Here is a 281-nt window from a genome sequence, read left to right on the forward strand (position 1 = left end):
CGCCCAGGCGATCAGCACCAGCGCCATCACCACGTCGACCCAGCCTGGCTTGCCCGGCGCGGCCACCGTAGCCACGGGCGCCAACCGCGTCACCACCTATACCTACGATGCGATCGGCCGGGTGCAAACCGAAACCGATGCCGGCACGTACACCTATACCGGCGGCACGGTGGGCCAGCTCAACGGCACGGTCGGTTATGCGGCGGCCAGCAGCGTCACCGCCTACACCTACAACGGCGAGAACCAGGTCCTTACCGAAACCGTCAACGGCGCGACAACCA

General features: G+C 66.9%; 1 protein-coding gene. It reads left to right on the forward strand.

The genetic code is table 11. The features are described from left to right. Positions 1–281: hypothetical protein (locus ISP15_RS18670; protein ID WP_404549500.1), on the forward strand; the 281-nt coding region annotated here is incomplete at both ends.

The organism is Dyella jejuensis (assembly GCF_044904675.1).
Taxonomy (GTDB): domain Bacteria; phylum Pseudomonadota; class Gammaproteobacteria; order Xanthomonadales; family Rhodanobacteraceae; genus Dyella_B; species Dyella_B jejuensis.